The following is a 16,725-nucleotide window of genomic DNA, read 5'->3' on the forward strand; positions in this document are numbered from 1 at the left end:
TGCCGGATCAGCCGGCGATGCGCGAGAAATCGGCCACCTCGCCGGTGGCAGTGCGGATGCGGGCGAGCAAAGCGAGGCGATTGGCGCGAACGGCAGCATCCTCGTCATTGACGAGAACCTTGTCAAAGAAGGCATCGACCGGCTCGCGCAAGGCGCTCAGCGCGCGCATGGCAGCCGAAAAGTCCTCGTTGCGGATCGCATCGCGCGCGTTGGTCTCGGCCTGACCGATGGCGGCGAACAGGTTCCTCTCCGCATCGTCCCGGAACAATTCGGGTTCCACGGTCCCCGCAACGGCGGTCCCCTTCTTTTCCTCGGCTGCGAGAATGTTGGCCGCGCGCTTGGTGCCGGCCAGAAGGTTCTTTCCGTCCTCGGAATCGAGGAAAAAGATAAGGGCTTCCAGCCGCCTCGCCGCCAGAAGCAGGTTGTCGGTGTCGGCCGTCAGAACCGCATCAATGGCATCGTAGCGCGCACCTTCATCCTTCAGATAGACCTTGAAACGGTCATGCAGGAAGGACAGCATGTCGTCAGTAACTACCTGAGAAGACACAAAGCTCTGAGACGAGTCGGCTTTCTCCGCAACAGCCCGATACGCGCTTTCGATCAGGGCTCGCAGGTTCAGACGCAGATCATTTTCCAGAATCAGGCGGATCACGCCAAGGGCCGCGCGGCGCAGCGCATAGGGGTCCTTCGAACCCGTCGGCTTCTCGTCGATGGCCCAGAAGCCGACCAGCGTGTCGAGCTTGTCGGCGAGCGCCACCGCCACGGACACCGAAGCCGTCGGCACGCGGTCGGACGGACCCTGCGGCTTGTAATGTTCCTCGATCGCTGCGGCGACCTCGGGCTTCTCGCCCTGCAACAGTGCATATTTGTGGCCCATCGCGCCCTGAAGCTCGGGGAATTCACCCACCACCTCGGTCTGGAGATCGGCCTTGGCGAGCACGGCCGCGCGGGCGGCCAGATCCGGGTCGACGTCCACCAGCGGGGCGATCTCGCGCGCCAGACTAACGATGCGCTGAACCCGGGCGCCCTGCGTGCCGAGCTTCGCGTGGAAGGTCACGCCCAGATGATCGAGACGCGCCATGCGCTGGTCGAGCGGCTTCTTCAGGTCAAGCGCGAGCTTTTCGGCCGAGCCTTTCAGCTGATCGAGATCGGGCACGTCGGCCTGATCGGTTTTCCAGAAATGCACGGCGTCCGAAAGGCGGGCGCGCACCACCTTGCCGTTGCCATGGGCGATTTCCCTGCCGCCGTCCTTCGCCTCGATGTTCGAGATCAGCAGGAAGCGATTGGCCAGAGCTTCAGTCTCGCCCTGCGGGCGGGCGACGAAACACTTCTGGTTGGCGCGGATGGTGAGGCGGATGACTTCCGGCGGTATGGCCAGAAATTCCTCCTCGAATTCCCCAAGCAGCACGACGGGCCATTCCACAAGCCCGGCGACCTCTTCCAGGAGCCCCTCGTCCTCGACCAGATCGAGGCCATTGGCGAAGGCCAGATTGCGCGCATCCGTCTGGATCATCTCCTTGCGGCGGTCGGCATCGAGAACCACCTTTGCGGCTTCGAGCGAGGCGGCATAGTCCTCGAAGCGCCGGACGGTGATCGCCTGCGGCGCATGAAAGCGATGGCCATAGGTGACGTTGCCGGAACGCACGCCCTCGACCTCGAAATCGATCACCACCGGCTCGCTGGTTTCGGGGCCGAAGGTGCACAGGATCGACTGCAGCGGCCTCACCCAGCGCAACGCATCGCCGCCGCGCCCGGCAACGCCGCCATAGCTGCGGCCCTTCGGTCCGGAGGCTGCACCCCAGCGCATGGATTTCGGCCATGGGAAGGCGCGGATGATGCCGGGCATCAGGTCGGCGATGATGTCTTCCGCCGCGCGCCCCGGCCTGACGATATGGGCGACATAGAAATCTCCCTTCTTCGGGTCCGAGTGCACATGCGCTTCTTCGATCGAGGCAAGTCCGGCGGAGCGCAGGAAGCCCTGAATGGCCGCTTCCGGGGCCTTTGTGCTTGGGCCCTTGCGGTCCTCGCGCACATCGCGCGAACGGGCGGTGAGGCCGCGCACGTCGAGCGCCAGCCGGCGCGGCGTCCAGTAGGCGCGCGCCGCCTCATAGGTCAGGCCGGCGTCCACCAGCCCGTCGGTGACCATTTTCTTCAGGTCTTCGGCAGCCTTACGCTGCATACGTGCAGGAATTTCCTCGGAACGAAGTTCGAGCAGAAGATCGGGCATTTATGCGGCCTCCGGCGCGCGCTGGAAGCCACCGGCTTCGGTCTGGAGAAAGGCCTCGCCGCAAGCCTTGGCGAGATTGCGCACGCGCAGGATGTAGCTCTGGCGCTCGGTCACAGAGATGACACCGCGCGCATCGAGCAGGTTGAAGACGTGGCTGGCCTTGATGCACTGGTCGTAGGCCGGCAGCACCATGCGGTGTGGCTGACCTTCCGGGCGGCTGGCGCCGGCGGCGAGCAGCGCGATGCTCTCCTTTTCCGCATCGATGAAATGCTGATGCAGAATGCCGGTGTCGGCATGCTCGAAATTGTAGCGGGAATATTCCTGCTCGGCCTGCAGGAAGACGTCGCCATAGGTGACTTTTTCCTCGCCTTCGCGGCCATTGAAGTTGAGGTCATAGACATTGTCGACGCCCTGCACATACATGGCCAGCCGTTCGAGGCCATAGGTCAGCTCGCCCGCAACGGGTGCGCATTCAATGCCGCAGACCTGCTGGAAATAGGTGAACTGCGATACTTCCATACCATCGCACCAGCATTCCCAGCCAAGACCCCAGGCGCCCAGCGTCGGGCTTTCCCAGTCGTCTTCCACGAAGCGGATGTCGTGCAGCAGCGGGTCGATGCCGATGGCCGCGAGCGAACCCAGATAAAGCTCCTGCAAGTCCGGCGGGCTCGGCTTCAGGATGACCTGATACTGATAGTAGTGCTGGAGCCGGTTGGGATTTTCGCCATAGCGGCCATCCTTGGGACGGCGCGAGGGCTGCACATAGGCGGCATTCCACGCCTTCGGCCCAAGCGCACGCAGCGTCGTGGCCGGATGAAAGGTGCCGGCGCCCACTTCCATGTCGTAGGGCTGCAGAACGGCACAGCCGTAATTGGCCCAGTAATTGTGCAGCGTGAGGATCAGCCCCTGAAACGAGCGGCTGGGATGCATATGGGCAGGAAGTTCGGCGTTCACGGAAACGGCCTCGGCGGAAATGGGAAGGATGGTGCCTTCCCTAGTGCGCCGCTCCCGGAGCGTCAAGAAAAGAGCGCTGGCGAAGTACCGGGGAATGCGAAGCACTTCGTCGCGCTTCGCATTCGCATGACAGATTTCAGCCCTTCGGTTCCGCAGCAGGCTTCGGCTTGGGGGCCGGAGCATCCTGCGCGGTGCTGGCCGTGATGGGCGGCAGTCCCTTCTGCAACTTCTTCTCAACCTCGGCCAGAACGTCCGGCTCGGGCTTGAGATCGCGCGCATAGCTCCACTGGAAGGTTGCCTCCAGCCTGCGGCCAACGCGCCAGTAGGCGTCGCCGAGGTGGTCGTTCAGAACCGGATCCTCCGGCCGAAGGGAAACCGCGCGTTCGAGCTCGCGCACGGCATCCTCGAAGCGGCCGAGCTTGTAATAGGCCCAGCCCAGCGAATCGACGATGTAGCCGTCGCTCGGACGCAGTTCCACGGCGCGCTGGATCATCTCCAGCGCCTCCTCAAGGTTCATGTTCTTGTCGACCCATGAATAACCGAGATAGTTCATGACCTGCGGCTGTTCGGGATTGAGCTCAAGCGCCTTGCGGAAATTCGGTTCGGCCTTCGTCCATTCCTTCAGCCGCTCGTAAGCGATGCCGCGCTGGTAGAAGATGTTCCAGTCGGCCGGTTCCGGCTCCTTCAGGCGTTCGACCGCCTTGTCGTAAAGCTCCGACGAGGCGCGCCAGTTTTCCTTGGCGCCGTAGACGCCGCCCAGCGCCAGATAACCGCGCATCTCGTCCGGCTTTGACTCGACCAGCGCCTTGAGATGCTCGATCGCCTCGTCGTTGCGACCGAGATCGGCAAGGTTGAGGCCAAGCTGCAACTCGGCGATCTGCTTGTAAGGCGATGCATCGGAAATGCGCTTGTAATAGGCAATGGCGCGCTCGCCGTCCTTCATCTGTTCGGCAACGCCGGCGAGCTGCACCAGCGCAATGTCGCTGTCGGGCTTCAGCGCCAGCGCATATTCCAGATAAAGCCGCACGAAGGGCTCGCCCCCACCCCGGTTGAGCGCGGTGGCCAGATTGGTGAGGATCTCGGAAGCGCCATCTGCCGGCGTGACCACCATCGGCGCGATCTCCGCGCCGTTCCCGATGCTTTCGCGCAGGGCTTCGATTTCGGCCCGGCCGGTCACGAAATCCTCGGACTTGTCGAGAACCGCAAGCGCCTCGTCCTTCTTGCCATCACGGGCGAGCAGGCGGGCATAGGCCTCGGTGCTGCGCAGCCATGTTTCAGGTGCAGCGCCACCGGCGGCAGTGTTTTCAAAGGTCGCCTTGTAAGCCTCGGCTGCCTTGTCCTTCAGGCCAGCTGCATCGGCGATCAGCGCGCGATGGTATGACTTGAAGAGATCGAACCATTCCGGCCCCTTCAGCTTGCCGACATAGTTCACGGCATCATCGGCCTGACCGGCGCCGAGACGTGCCCAGCCGGTCATGACGCCGCTGATGAGGCGATCAAGATCGGCCTGGAGCGACAGCTTCAGCCAGTATTCCGCCTTCTGGTAGTCTTTCTTGCGGAAGGTATCGACCGCAAGCGCGAGCCGCGAAAAGCGCTCGATGTCGGGAACTTCCCTGAGCTTGTCGGCATAGGGCAGCGATTCGTCGAAGCGGCCCTGCGCGATCAGCGTCAGCATCAGGCTTTGCTGGAGCTGGGTGTCATCGGGCGCGAAAGCCAGCGCCTGCTTGTAATAGGTAATGGCGCTGTCGAGATCGTTATCCCCCTCAGCCACGCGCGCGGCCAGATAGGCGCCGGAGAACGAGGTGATCTCGATCGGCTTTGCCGCCTCCTGCGCAACGACGACCGGGCCGCACAGAGCCAGCGCGGTTGCCACAGTCAGACCCGCGAGCCAGCGAATGCGTTGATGCGGCATCGTCATCCTTTCAGCCGAGAGCGTCCCGGACGCCTTGCCGGAACCGTCGTAATCTTCATGTGACGGCGAAGCATGGCCTTTTTGGGATCGTGCTTCAATCCGGGGTATTTTTGCATCTGCCCAACCGCACAGATGCGCCCTGGCCATTTGTACGATTACCCGCTTGCAGGCGCAATCCTGCAAGACCGGGTGCCTGATGCCCTGAGCGGGTGACATAGTTGACCGGAGTGCTTACTTTTCCCTCAACAACGAGGTGAAGACAGACAATGGCTTTTTCAATCGGTGAACTGGCCCGGCGTGCCGACGTGAAGGTTCCCACGATTCGCTATTATGAGCAGATCGGCCTGATGCCGGAAACGCTGCGCACCACAGGCCAGCAAAGGCGTTATGGCTCTGCGGCGGTGACGCGGCTGGCTTTCATCCGCCATGCCCGCGAACTCGGCTTCGACATCGAGGCCATCCGCACACTGCTCTCGTTGCAGGACGATCCCGATCAGCCCTGCGCGCAGGCCGATGAAATCGCCAGAACGCGTCTGGCCGAGGTGGACAGGCGAATCGCAGCCCTTCAGGCTCTGCGCAAGGAACTGAGGCACATGGTGGATCAATGCGCGCAGGGGCGCGTCTGCGAATGTCAGGTCATCGAGACGCTGGCCGACCGCACCCATTCGCACAAGTCATGGAAGGAACTGGGTGGCTGACTTAAAGCGTGTCGCGATCTTTCAGATTCGCGGCTTACGCTTCAAGCTCTTGTTTGTACGCAGGTCGTGATCCCGAAACCGGTGCCTGCTTTCAGGCGTCATGCTTCAGGAAAAGGCGGGATCAGTTGACCCGGCTGATGCAGAAGTCGATGACGTCGATCATCGCCGACTTCTGCGGCGTGGCCGGCAGCGGCGCCAGCGCGTCGCGGGCAATCTCGCCGAAGTGGCGGGCGCGGCCAATGGTGTCCGCAATCGCCGCATGGCGCGCCAGCAGGCCTATTCCCTTTTCCAGCGCGGCGTCGTCGGTCTCGTTGTCCTCGATCGCCTTCTTCCAGAAGGCGCGCTCCTGCGCCCCACCGCGCCGGTAGGCGAGTATCACCGGAAGAGTCACCTTGCCCTCGCGGAAATCGTCGCCGACATTCTTGCCCAGCGCGCTGCTCGATCCGCCATAGTCCAGCGCATCGTCGATGAGCTGGAAGGCAAGACCGAGATTCATGCCGTAGGAGCGAAGTGCCGCGCGGTCGTTGCGCGAGGCGCCGGCGACCACCGGCCCCACTTCGGCGGCAGCGGAGAACAGCGCCGCCGTCTTCGCCTTGATCACGGCGAAATGCTCGTCCTCGGTGGTTTCCAGATTCTTTGCCGCGGCAAGCTGCATCACCTCGCCCTCGGCGATGACCGAGGCGGACGTGGACAAAATGTCCAGCGCGTCGAGCGAGCCGACATCGACCATCATGCGGAAGGCCTGCCCGAGCAGGAAGTCCCCGACCAGCACGCTGGCCTGGTTGCCCCAGATCATGCGGGCCGTTTTCTTGCCGCGCCGCATGCCGCTTTCATCGACGACATCGTCATGCAGCAATGTCGCCGTGTGCATGAACTCGACAGCCGTGGCGAGCTTGATATGGCCGTCTCCGGCATAGCCGAACATCTGCGCGGCAGCGAGCGTCAGCATCGGGCGCAGGCGTTTGCCACCCGAGGAAATCAGATGATTGGCCACCTCGGGAATCATCTCCACGTCTGAACCGGCCCTGGACAGGATCAGTTCGTTGACGCGGCCCATGTCCGAAGCCGTCAGATCGACCAGCTCCTTGATGGTAGCGGCTTCGCGCTTGCCGTCCCCGAGATTGACAACGATACCCAACTATCGACTCCTGAAACAGAAAACCCGCCGACACGGTCACATATTGCCAGGACTCTAGGGAGATGGTCACGTCACGGCAAGAGGCGAATTGGCACGGCGGGGCCAGCAATTCGCCTCCGCCTCGCATGAATGAACTGGAAAAGCTACCCTCCCGCTGCCTATACCTGAAACCGAATTGCAGACAGTCTCAATGGCGACAGTGAAATCATGTCTTCTTCCGTCACGTCCGGCACCGGCAATCTCTTTTCCCGCCTCGCGCATTCCCTGTCCACAATCGGGCTGCTGACGGGCACGCTGTTCTTCGCCGCCTCGTTCACGCCCTCGCTGATTCCGCGCGACTATCTTTTGCAGGGCGTTCTGGCGGGCCTTGCCTTCGGCGTCGGATACCTGATCGGCGTGCTCGGCGTTTGGCTGTGGACCTATCTGGAACTGCCTGTGCTGAAGGGGCAGGCCGCGCGCCGCACCAAGCAGATCGCCGGCATCGTGTGCGCCGCCATCGCGGCAACATTCTTGTGGCAGGCCCCGGAATGGCAGAACTCGATCCGCCTGCTGGTGGATATGCCGCCGGTGGACAGCGTCTATCCGTTTCGCGTCGGCCTGATCACCCTCGTCACCTTCGCTGTTCTGCTGGGCATCACGCGTCTGTTTCGCCTGACGCTGGACTTCATCGACAGCCGCCTTCAGGGCTTCATGCCGCGCCGCATCGCAGCGGTGATCGGCAGCGCGGTGGCGCTGGTGATTTTCATCGGCCTCATCAACGGTGTGTTGCTGCGCTACGCCATCTATGTCGCCGACAGCTCGTTTCGCGCGGCCGACGAACTGATCGAGCCGGACACCCCGCAGCCGGAAGATGCGCTCAAGACCGGCAGCTCTGCCTCTCTGCTGGACTGGGATGGGATTGGCCGGCGCGGCCGCCAATATGTCGCCACCGGTCCGTCCCGTCAGGATATTTCCGCCTTCACCGGCCGTGCGGCGATGGAGCCGCTGCGCGTCTATGTCGGCCTGCGCTCGGCCGAAACGCCGCAGGAACGCGCCCGGCTGGCGCTGGAGGAACTGAAGCGCACCCATGCCTTCGACCGCTCCGTCCTCGTCCTCATCACTCCGACCGGCACCGGCTGGATCGATCCGCCTGCGATCGACACGCTCGAATATCTGCACGACGGCGACGTGGCCACCGTAGCCGTGCAATATTCCTATCTGGCCAGCTGGCTTTCGCTGCTGGTCGAGCCCGAATATGGCGGCGAGACGGCGCGCGCGCTGTTCACGGAAGTCTATGGCTACTGGACCAGCCTGCCGAAAGAGAAGCGGCCGAAGCTCTATCTCTACGGCCTCAGCCTCGGAGCCATGAATTCGCAGCGCTCCAGCGAGCTTTTCGAAGTGCTGGGCGATCCCTATCAGGGCGCGCTGTGGGCCGGCCCGCCCTATTCCAGCCAGTTGTGGCGTTCGATCACCGAGCGCAGGAACCCCGGCTCGCCGGTCTGGCTGCCACGGTTCCGCGACGGTTCCTATGTGCGCTTCACCGGGCAGGAAAACGCGCTCGCCCTTCCGGGCGCGAAGTGGGGCCCGATGCGCGTCGTCTATCTGCAATATGCCAGTGACGCGGTCGTGTTCTTCGATCCGCTGTCGGTCTACCGCGCGCCTGAATGGATGAGCGAGCCGCGCGGTCCGGACGTGTCGCCCCAGATGCGCTGGTATCCGATCGTCTCCTTCCTGCAACTGCTGGTCGACATGATGACGGCCACGACGACCCCAATGGGACATGGCCATGTCTATGCACCACAGCACTACATCGATGCATGGATCGAGGTGACGGACGTGCAGGGCTGGTCGGCCGCCGACATAGACCGGCTGAAGGCACACCTCGCCAGCCTGATGGAGGAGGAGCCGTGATCCACGCGTTTACATCAGCCCCTCAAACCGGGACATCTCCTGTATGATCGAGCTTGTGCGTACCAACGACGCCGTCGTCATTTCGTTCGTGGAAGCGCTGATGCGCGATGCGGGCATTGCCTGCATGGTGGCAGACCAGAATATGAGCGTACTGGACGGTTCGCTCGGCATCCTGCCGAGGCGCATCCTTGTTGATTCCGAACAGGCCGACGAGGCCCGCAGGATACTGACCGATGCGGGGATAGCCCATGAGATCCGCGACGCATGACGGCTCACGACGAGCAGGCACTCCCTGACGGGCACACCATTGACGCCTTTCATCGCGGCCGCTTCTGGCTGGTCCAGCCGGCAAAAGGCGGACACCGCGCCGGCATGGATGCCATGATGCTGGCTGCGAGCGTGCCCTCCGGCTTTGCCGGCCGGCTGGCGGATTTCGGCGCGGGTGCGGGTGCCGCCGGCCTTGCCGTGCTGTCACGCTGCCCGGCCGCGCAGGCGGTTCTGGTGGAGCGCGCGTCCGAGATGTCTGCCTGCGCCGAAGCCACGCTCGCCCATCCCGGCAATGCGCATCTATCAGCCCGCGCCACGGTTCTGACGGCCGATGTCGCGCTGACGGGCAAGGCCCGGCACATGGCGGGGCTCGAAGACAACGCCTTCGACTACGTGATCATGAACCCGCCCTTCAATGCGGAAGCGGACCGGGCGACGCCGGACGATCTGAGGCGGCAGGCGCATGTGATGGAGGACGGGCTGTTCGAAAACTGGCTGCGTAGCGCCGCTGCCGTCATCCGTCCGCGCGGCGGCGTCTCGGTCATCTCGCGTCCCGAATCCTTACCGGCCATACTGGAGGCCATGCAGGGACGCTTCGGCAGCGTCGGGATCAAACCCATCCATCCCCGCGAAGATGAGGCAGCGATACGCATCGTCGTTCGCGCCACATATGGCGCGCGCGGCAGGCTTGCTCTTTTTCCTCCACTGGTGCTGCATGAGAGCGGAAGCGGAAAGCCCCGCCGCCAGAGCGACCAGATCATAAACGGCATGGACTCACTTTTCGGCGATTGACGGCTTTGCTGCAACGGGGCGAATACCTACATGCTGCGCAGACCCCGGAGACATTGCCTTGAAGAGACTTCTCAACCGCCTCCTGCCGAAATCCTGGCGCTCCAACGTCGCCACCATTCCCGTCATCCGCCTGCACGGAACGATCATGTCCGGCGGCTCGCAGTTCCGCCCGGCCCTGTCGCTGGCGTCGACGGCGGGCCTGATCGAGAAGGCATTCGCCTTCGACGCGCCGGCGGTGGCCATTTCCATCAATTCGCCCGGCGGCTCTCCGGTGCAGTCGCGGCTCATCTTCAAACGCATCCGCGACCTCGCGCGCGAGAAGAACCGCAAGGTTCTGGTGTTCGTGGAAGATGTGGCGGCCTCCGGCGGCTATATGATCGCGCTGGCCGGCGACGAGATCATCGCCGATCCGTCCTCCATAGTCGGCTCGATCGGCGTCGTCTCCTCCTCGTTCGGCTTTCCCGAACTTTTGAAGAAGATCGGCGTCGAGCGCCGCGTCCACACCGCCGGCAAGAACAAGGCCGTGCTCGATCCGTTCCAGCCAGAGAAGAAGGCAGATGTGGAACGGCTGAAATCGCTGCAACTCGAAATTCACGAAACCTTTATCGACATGGTCCGGCAACGGCGCGGCGCCAAGCTCAGCGACGATCCCGACCTGTTCACCGGCCTGTTCTGGACCGGCAAGAAGGGGCTCGAACTCGGCCTTGTCGATTCGCTGGGCGACATGCGCGAGGTTCTGAAGCAGCGCTATGGCAGCAAAACCCGGCTGAAGCTGATCAGCGCGCCGCGCGGGCTCCTGTCGCGGGTCGGATCGTTCGGAACGCGCGGAGGCCATGTTCCGGAGATCGCATCGGCGGCTGCCACCGGCCTGATCGATGCGGCAGAGGAGCGCGCCTTGTGGTCGCGCTTCGGCCTTTGAAAAACCGCGCGCACGCGCTACCATCATGCATGATCGGCCGGATGCCTTTCGGCATCGTGCCGCAGGAGAGCTGAGATGCCGCAGATCATCTTCTTCGTCGCCGTGGGCATCGTCGCCTATATCGGCTACCGCACCTTCGTCAGGGAAGCCGAGCGGGTGACGGCAAAAATCCGCCGCGCCGAGCAGCAGCAGAAGACGGGCGCGAACGGCACGCTGGTCAAGGACCCGAAGACGGGCGAATACCGCGTCGCCAAGGACTGATTGCCGTCCGTGAACGCGATTTCTGTGCTTGCCGAGGCCGCCCCGGCCAAGATCAATCTCGCCCTGCATGTCGTCGGCCGCCGGCCGGACGGCTATCATGAGCTGGAAACCCTTGCCGTCTTCACCGAATATGGCGACCGGCTGAGCGTCGGTCATGCAGAGCAGGACGAGTTCTCCATATATGGCCCCTACGCCGCCGGCCTGCCTGCGGACGGCGGCAATCTGGTGATCCGCGCCCGCGAGGCGCTCAGGCTGGCGTTTCCCGGCGTCCTTCTGCCGCCCGTTTCCATCCGCCTCGAAAAAAACCTGCCCGTGGCGTCCGGGATCGGCGGCGGGTCGAGCGATGCGGCGGCGGCGTTGAGAGCGCTCGCCCGCCACTGGAACCTCGGCGACAGTTCGCCGCTCGCAGCACTCGCGCCACGGCTGGGCGCGGACGTGCCCATGTGCCTTGCCGCGCGACCCTTGCTGGCCCGGGGTGCGGGCGAGCGCATCGAGCCGGTGGCCGGCCTGCCGGAACTGGCGATGGTGCTGGTGAATCCGGGCGTGGAGGTGTCAACGCCGCAGGTGTTTTCCGCCCTCGCCAGCCGCGAAAATGCGCCCCTGCCCTCCTTGCCGACGAATCCCGGTCTCGGTGGATTGCTGGAATGGCTTGCCGCCAGCCGCAACGATCTCGAAGCCGCCGCCCTTTCCATCGCCCCGACCATTGCCGAAAGCCTCGCCGCACTCAGGGCCAGCGGGGCCGCCTTTGCCCGCATGTCGGGCTCGGGCGCGACTTGTTTCGGCATTTACGAAAGCAGGCAGGCGGCCGAACTTGCGGCGGAGGCCATAGGCCGCGGACGGCGCGACTGGTTCGCCGCCGCCACGTCAACGACAGGTTAGCATCATGTCCGATCAGCGCCCTTTCATCCCCGTGCGTTTCGCGGTTCTGACCGTGTCTGACACACGCAGCCTCGCGGAAGACCGCTCCGGCCAGACACTGGCCGACCGCATCGCCGAAGCCGGCCATGTGCTCGCCGCGCGCGACATCGTGACCGACGACAGGCAAGCGATCCGCGACAGGGTGCTTGGCTGGTCGCGGGATGACGGCATCGATGCCATCATCACCACCGGCGGCACCGGCTTCACCGGCCGCGACGTGACGCCGGACGCGCTGGAGCCGATCTTCGAGAAGCGCATGGACGGCTTCTCGGCAGTGTTCCACCGCATTTCGTACGACAAGATCGGCACCTCGACCATCCAGAGCCGCGCCACCGGCGGGGTGGTCAACGCCACTTTCGTCTTCGTGCTGCCAGGCTCCCCCGGCGCCTGCCGCGATGCCTGGGACGGCATCCTCAAAGCCCAGTTCGATTACCGGCACATGCCCTGCAACTTCGTGGAGATCATGCCCCGGCTGGACGAGCATTTGCGCCGCAACAAGAGCTGAGCCCGCAGATCGGGTCCCCGCGTATCAGGGGCGGCGGAAGCCGGTTGGGGTTCCGTAGAGATAGCCGATGCGGTCGATTGCCTCGCGCAGGCCCTCACGGGCCACGGTCATGGTGTGGCCGTTGGCATGGATCATGTTTTTGCTATCCGTCATGATCGCGACATGCCCTTTCCAGAAGACGAGATCGCCGCGTTTCAGGCCGGCATGATCCGCGCCCGGATCGAGCGGCTCGCCAAGGCCGGCCGCCTGCATGTCGGAATCGCGCAGCACGTCGCGGCCGGCCATGCGCATGGCAAGCTGGACCAGACCCGAACAATCGATGCCGAAACCGGAGGCTCCACCCCACAGATAGGGCGTGCCGAGCAGGGTTTCCGCCACCGCCACATAATCCGGCGCATGCTGTTCCGCAGGCACCAGATGGCCGGCGATCACCGCCCTGCCATCGTCCAGCAGGGCATAGGCTGTGCCGCGCGTTGCAGCCGCGCCCACCACCGTGACCGCGGAGCCCAGCGACAGAGCGCCGGCGCGCGGAAAGCGCAGGTCGGGACCCGGATAGAGGAAGGTGCGCGGTACGGAAACCAGATGCGTGGGAGCCGGGCCCCGCGCGCCGGTTTCGGCCTCGCGCACATAGCCGACATAGCCATCGCGCTCGGCCTGCACCCATGCCCAGCCGTCGGCGATATCATAGACCAGCACATCATCACCGAACAGAAACTGCGTGTTGACGCCGGCATCGGCGCGCGGTGCGCTCAGCACGTCCGCGACCGCCACCGATATGCGCGCCAGCCGGCCCGGAACGAAGCGCTGCGCTTCCACCTGTCCCTCCAGCCGGGCATCGGCAAGGTCGGGACGATAAGCATGCAGGCGGCGGTCGGATAGGGTCACGGGCAGCATCTTTCAGGTCGGAAGGTCGAGGGCTTTGGCGACGATATCATCGCCGAAGCGCTCGACATAGAGCGCCCCTTCGACGGTGCGCCGGATGAGGACGTTGCGGCGATCGTTCTCGTCGCGATGGCGCGAGACCAGCTTCATCGCGCCCATCGTATCGAGCGCGCGGGTGATGACCGGCTTGGTGACGCCGAGCTTCGCGGCGAGCCCGCGCACCGTATGCGGCGGCGGGTCGAGATAGATGGTGAACAGGATCGCCATCTGGCGCATGGTCAGGTCATGCGCATCGTCGCGCACTTCGTGCAGGCACACCTGCTGCCACAGCCGCAAGGCCTGTATCGGACGCATGGAAACAACCATGCGTCCGGTTTAGCCCAAAATCGTTTCGGTTCCGTTTCAGTTCCCGAAGCGTTTCGAGATCACCTGCTCCAGCGCGCGGATGCCCTGCGCCTCGCCGCCCACCGGGGCATGCGGCCGTTCTGCCGGGGTCCAGCCGTAAATGTCGAAATGCGCCCATGCGGACGTATTTTCCACAAAACGCTTCAGGAACAGGGCGGCGGTGATCGACCCGGCAAAGCCGTCCGTGGTGACATTGTTGAGGTCGGCCACTTTCGACGCCAGTTTGGCGTCATATGGCCGCCACAGCGGCATGCGCCACAGCGGGTCCTCGACATCGGCGGATGCGGCGGCGATCTCGCCGGCCAGCGCCTCGTCGTCAGTATAGAACGGCGGCAGATCGGGGCCCAGCGCCACGCGCGCCGCACCCGTCAGCGTCGCCATATCGATCAGAAGCTCCGGCTTTTCCTCATCGGCCAGCGTCAGCGCATCGCCCAGCACCAGACGCCCTTCCGCATCGGTGTTGCCGATCTCGACGGTCAGCCCCTTGCGGCTTGGCAGAATATCGCCCGGACGGAAGGCATTGCCGGAAATGGCGTTTTCGACTGCCGGAATGAGAACCCGCAGCCGCACCTTCAGCCCGCCCGCCATGATCATGGATGCGAGGCCAAGCACATTGGCGGCTCCGCCCATGTCCTTCTTCATCAACAGCATGCCGGAGGCCGGCTTGATGTCGAGCCCGCCGGTGTCGAAGCACACGCCCTTGCCAACCAGCGTCACCTTCGGCGCGTCTTCGCGCCCCCAGCGCAGGTCGATGAGGCGCGGCGCCTTGTCGGACGCGCGGCCGACCGCGTGGATCATCGGGAAGCCGGCGGCGAGCAGTTCGTCGCCGGAAGTCACGGAAACCTCCGTGCCATGCTTTGCCGCCAGATCCCGCGCCGCCTGTTCCAGCGCATCGGGGCCCATGTCATTGGCCGGCGTGTTGATCAGGTCGCGCGTGAGGAAGACGCTTTGCGTCATCCGCCCGAGCCGCTGCGCATCGACGCCGCCGGGCAGCGAAAGGCGCAGCTTCCGGCCCTGCTTCTTGCCATAGCGGGTGAAAACGTAACCGCCCATCGCCATGGCCAGCGCCGCCAGCTCCGGCTTTTCCAGCGCGCCATGGAGGCGCCAGTCGCCATCCGGCAAGGCCCGGGCGAGCGCGCCCAGCGCGAGCGCGCCATGCGCTCCATGACCGACACCGAACGCCGCGCCGGCGATGGTGCCGCCCTCTCCCGGCAGCACCAGCGTCTTGCCGGCCTGCCCGTCGAAACCGTTGGCCTTCGCCCATGCCAGTTCCGGCCCCGAAAGCCCCGCCTGCTCCAGCTTGTTCTTGCCGACGAGATAGACAGGAAGGGCCCGGTCCGAACCGGTTGCGGCGAATTCAACAGCCATCACGAATCTCCATCCGGCACGGGATATGAAACCCGCCGGCATTTTCAGTTAATCACAGAACGGTCCCGGCTTATCAGGTCGCGGCCCGGCGATAAACATGGCTTGAAAGCCCGGCTTGCCCTGTCGCAACCGGTTTTGAGCCCTATTTCAACCCGAAGGTTCAAATAGGGCCCTGCTTGCGGCTATGCTGGGGTCCGCCGATTCCAAATCCCACCCAACGATCACACAGATGAGGCAATCGAGACAGTGACGGTCTCCCTTCAAGAATTCTTCCAGTCCTATCCCTGGCTTCAGACCCTTACCGCGCTCATCGCGCTGATACTGGCGGCCCTGTTCGCCAACTTCATCGTGAAGTCGGTTCTTCTCCAGATCCTCAACCGCATCGTTGCCAGAACGGCATTCGGGCGCGACGAGGAATTGCGTCGCCATGGCGTGATAGAGCGGCTGGCCAATGTCACGCCCGCGCTGGTGATCGCCGCAGGCATCGTGGCGGTGCCCGGCCTTCCGGCAGTCGTGGTCACGGTGGTGACGAATGTAGCCAATGCCTTCATGATTCTCATGGTGGCAATGGCCATCAGCGCCGCTTTCAACATCGTCGACACGCTCTATCACCGCCGGCCGGAAGCCCGGATGAAGCCCATCAAGGGCTACATTCAGGTGGTCAAGATCGCCGTCTACGTGGTCGCCGCACTGCTGATGATTGCAACCCTCATCGACCGTTCCCCGCTGATCCTGCTCTCGGGTCTCGGTGCGATGGCTGCAGTTCTCATTCTGGTCTTTCAGGATACCCTGCTCTCGCTGGTCGCCGGCATCCAGATTTCATCCACCGGCATGGTGCGGGTGGGCGACTGGATCGAGATGCCCAGCCTCAACGCCGATGGCGACGTCATCGAGATCGCGCTGCACACCGTGCAGGTACGCAATTTCGACAAGACCATCACCACCATTCCGATTCGCAAGCTGGTCACCGATTCGTTCAAGAACTGGCGCGGCATGCAGGAATCGGGCGGACGGCGCATCAAGCGATCCATCTATCTCGACCAGACGAGCATCAGGTTCCTCTCGCCGGACGAGCTCGCAAAACTCGAGTCCTTCGGTCTGCTGGAAACCTATCTCAGGCATAAGAAAAACGAGATTTCCGAGTGGAACGGCAAGCTTGGCGAGAAGGCAAAAGTAGCAGCGAACACGCGCCGGATCACCAATATCGGCACGTTTCGCGCCTATGTGGACACCTATCTGCGCAACCATCCGGGCGTGCACAAGGGCATGACCATCATGGTGCGCCAGCTCCAGCCCGGGCCGGAAGGTCTGCCGATCGAGATCTACTGCTTCACCAACACCACGGTCTGGACTTCATACGAGGGTATTCAGGCCGATATATTCGACCACCTGTTCGCCATCCTGTCCGAATTCGCACTGGCGGTGTTCCAGAATCCAAGTGGTGCCGACCTCAGCTCATGGGCCTCGACCCGCCCCTATCTGGCAAATCTGGAAGAGACGAAGGAAGAGGCCGGCGTGAACTGAAGCACCCGGAAATCATCGCGAAACGGCATCGCTCCGGTGCTGCCGTTTCGCGGTAAAACATGAAG

16 protein-coding genes are annotated in these 16,725 nt (G+C 63.8%); 9 read left to right on the forward strand and 7 right to left on the reverse strand.

The window, feature by feature from the left end; all coding sequences use genetic code 11:
* Positions 1 to 7: 7 nt before the first annotated feature.
* From glyS to AC5XE7_RS13700, 3 genes are all read right to left on the reverse strand, one after another.
* Positions 8 to 2,227 carry a glycine--tRNA ligase subunit beta gene (gene glyS / locus AC5XE7_RS13690; protein ID WP_495366459.1) on the reverse strand — a complete coding sequence of 740 codons (2,220 nt, stop codon included), beginning with the start codon at positions 2,225 to 2,227 and terminating at the stop codon, positions 8 to 10.
* Positions 2,228 to 3,181 carry a glycine--tRNA ligase subunit alpha gene (locus tag AC5XE7_RS13695; RefSeq protein WP_495366460.1) on the reverse strand — a complete coding sequence of 318 codons (954 nt, stop codon included), beginning with the start codon at positions 3,179 to 3,181 and terminating at the stop codon, positions 2,228 to 2,230.
* 136 nt (positions 3,182 to 3,317) lie between these two features.
* Positions 3,318 to 5,093: a tetratricopeptide repeat protein gene (locus AC5XE7_RS13700; RefSeq protein ID WP_495366461.1), complete on the reverse strand. Its 1,776-nt coding sequence runs from the start codon at positions 5,091 to 5,093 to the stop codon at positions 3,318 to 3,320.
* Positions 5,094 to 5,359: 266 nt separating this feature from the next.
* On the opposite strand from AC5XE7_RS13700, the gene AC5XE7_RS13705 reads away from it, so the two are divergent.
* Positions 5,360 to 5,791, forward strand: a complete 432-nt coding sequence (locus tag AC5XE7_RS13705; RefSeq protein WP_495366462.1) for a MerR family transcriptional regulator — start codon at positions 5,360 to 5,362, stop codon at positions 5,789 to 5,791.
* Positions 5,792 to 5,912: 121 nt separating this feature from the next.
* Here the strand turns inward: AC5XE7_RS13705 and AC5XE7_RS13710 are convergent, their stop codons facing one another.
* Positions 5,913 to 6,929 carry a polyprenyl synthetase family protein gene (locus AC5XE7_RS13710; protein WP_495366463.1) on the reverse strand — a complete coding sequence of 339 codons (1,017 nt, stop codon included), beginning with the start codon at positions 6,927 to 6,929 and terminating at the stop codon, positions 5,913 to 5,915.
* 207 nt (positions 6,930 to 7,136) lie between these two features.
* On the opposite strand from AC5XE7_RS13710, the gene AC5XE7_RS13715 reads away from it, so the two are divergent.
* The 7 genes from AC5XE7_RS13715 (at position 7,137) to moaB (ending at position 12,481) form a co-directional block, all read left to right on the forward strand.
* Entirely contained in the window at positions 7,137 to 8,819 is a 1,683-nt protein-coding gene (locus tag AC5XE7_RS13715) for an alpha/beta hydrolase (RefSeq protein WP_495366464.1), read from the forward strand.
* A 43-nt stretch (positions 8,820 to 8,862) separates the two neighbouring features.
* Complete coding sequence (locus AC5XE7_RS13720; protein ID WP_239800829.1) at positions 8,863 to 9,087, forward strand: putative signal transducing protein; 225 nt, start codon at positions 8,863 to 8,865, stop codon at positions 9,085 to 9,087.
* Complete coding sequence (locus AC5XE7_RS13725; protein ID WP_495366465.1) at positions 9,084 to 9,878, forward strand: tRNA1(Val) (adenine(37)-N6)-methyltransferase; 795 nt, start codon at positions 9,084 to 9,086, stop codon at positions 9,876 to 9,878. Before AC5XE7_RS13720 ends, AC5XE7_RS13725 begins: the two co-directional genes overlap by 4 nt.
* A 58-nt stretch (positions 9,879 to 9,936) precedes the next feature.
* Positions 9,937 to 10,797 carry a S49 family peptidase gene (locus AC5XE7_RS13730; protein WP_495366466.1) on the forward strand — a complete coding sequence of 287 codons (861 nt, stop codon included), beginning with the start codon at positions 9,937 to 9,939 and terminating at the stop codon, positions 10,795 to 10,797.
* Positions 10,798 to 10,872: 75 nt separating this feature from the next.
* Complete coding sequence (locus AC5XE7_RS13735; RefSeq protein WP_183828096.1) at positions 10,873 to 11,058, forward strand: hypothetical protein; 186 nt, start codon at positions 10,873 to 10,875, stop codon at positions 11,056 to 11,058.
* Positions 11,059 to 11,067: 9 nt separating this feature from the next.
* The gene (locus AC5XE7_RS13740) at positions 11,068 to 11,937 is read left to right on the forward strand and encodes a 4-(cytidine 5'-diphospho)-2-C-methyl-D-erythritol kinase (protein ID WP_495366467.1); all 870 of its coding nucleotides are present in this window, start codon (positions 11,068 to 11,070) and stop codon (positions 11,935 to 11,937) included.
* A 4-nt stretch (positions 11,938 to 11,941) separates the two neighbouring features.
* Positions 11,942 to 12,481, forward strand: a complete 540-nt coding sequence (gene moaB / locus AC5XE7_RS13745; protein ID WP_495366468.1) for a molybdenum cofactor biosynthesis protein B — start codon at positions 11,942 to 11,944, stop codon at positions 12,479 to 12,481.
* Between the two features lie 24 nt (positions 12,482 to 12,505).
* Here the strand turns inward: moaB and AC5XE7_RS13750 are convergent, their stop codons facing one another.
* From AC5XE7_RS13750 to AC5XE7_RS13760, 3 genes are read right to left on the reverse strand one after another with little or no spacing between them, the layout of a single operon-like run.
* Complete coding sequence (locus AC5XE7_RS13750) at positions 12,506 to 13,366, reverse strand: C40 family peptidase (protein WP_495366469.1); 861 nt, start codon at positions 13,364 to 13,366, stop codon at positions 12,506 to 12,508.
* 12 nt (positions 13,367 to 13,378) lie between these two features.
* On the reverse strand, positions 13,379 to 13,729 hold the full coding sequence (locus AC5XE7_RS13755; protein ID WP_183828086.1) for a MarR family winged helix-turn-helix transcriptional regulator: 351 nt from the start codon (positions 13,727 to 13,729) through the stop codon (positions 13,379 to 13,381).
* Positions 13,730 to 13,765: 36 nt separating this feature from the next.
* Entirely contained in the window at positions 13,766 to 15,136 is a 1,371-nt protein-coding gene (locus tag AC5XE7_RS13760; protein ID WP_495366470.1) for a leucyl aminopeptidase family protein, read from the reverse strand.
* Between the two features lie 246 nt (positions 15,137 to 15,382).
* On the opposite strand from AC5XE7_RS13760, the gene AC5XE7_RS13765 reads away from it, so the two are divergent.
* Positions 15,383 to 16,660 carry a mechanosensitive ion channel family protein gene (locus AC5XE7_RS13765; protein WP_495366471.1) on the forward strand — a complete coding sequence of 426 codons (1,278 nt, stop codon included), beginning with the start codon at positions 15,383 to 15,385 and terminating at the stop codon, positions 16,658 to 16,660.
* The last annotated feature ends 65 nt before the right edge of the window (positions 16,661 to 16,725 follow it).

The sequence above is a fragment of the Aquamicrobium sp. YD-1-mutant5 genome (genome assembly GCF_059509755.1).